Raw genomic sequence first — 231 nt, 5'->3', positions numbered from 1 at the left:
CCCTTCCTCCTGGCGGGGTTTGGGGCGGAGCCCCAATAAAATCTTTCTTTCCAATCTTTTTTATCCAAGGGCTACAAGGGCTAATGGACAGCCTCTCAGGTAACGGGTCTCGTCATGGAAACCCGTCAGGCTGCATTCAGGCACCGGGCTTCTCAGGCTGCATTCAAGCGCCAAGCTTCTCAGGCTGCATTCAAGCGCCAAGCTTCTCAGGCTGCATTCAAGCGCCAAGCT

Source organism: Magnetococcales bacterium, assembly GCA_015228935.1.
GTDB lineage: Bacteria > Pseudomonadota > Magnetococcia > Magnetococcales > DC0425bin3 > HA3dbin3.
The sequence above is the reverse complement of the archived record's forward strand: the minus strand, read 5'-3'. Positions refer to the sequence as shown.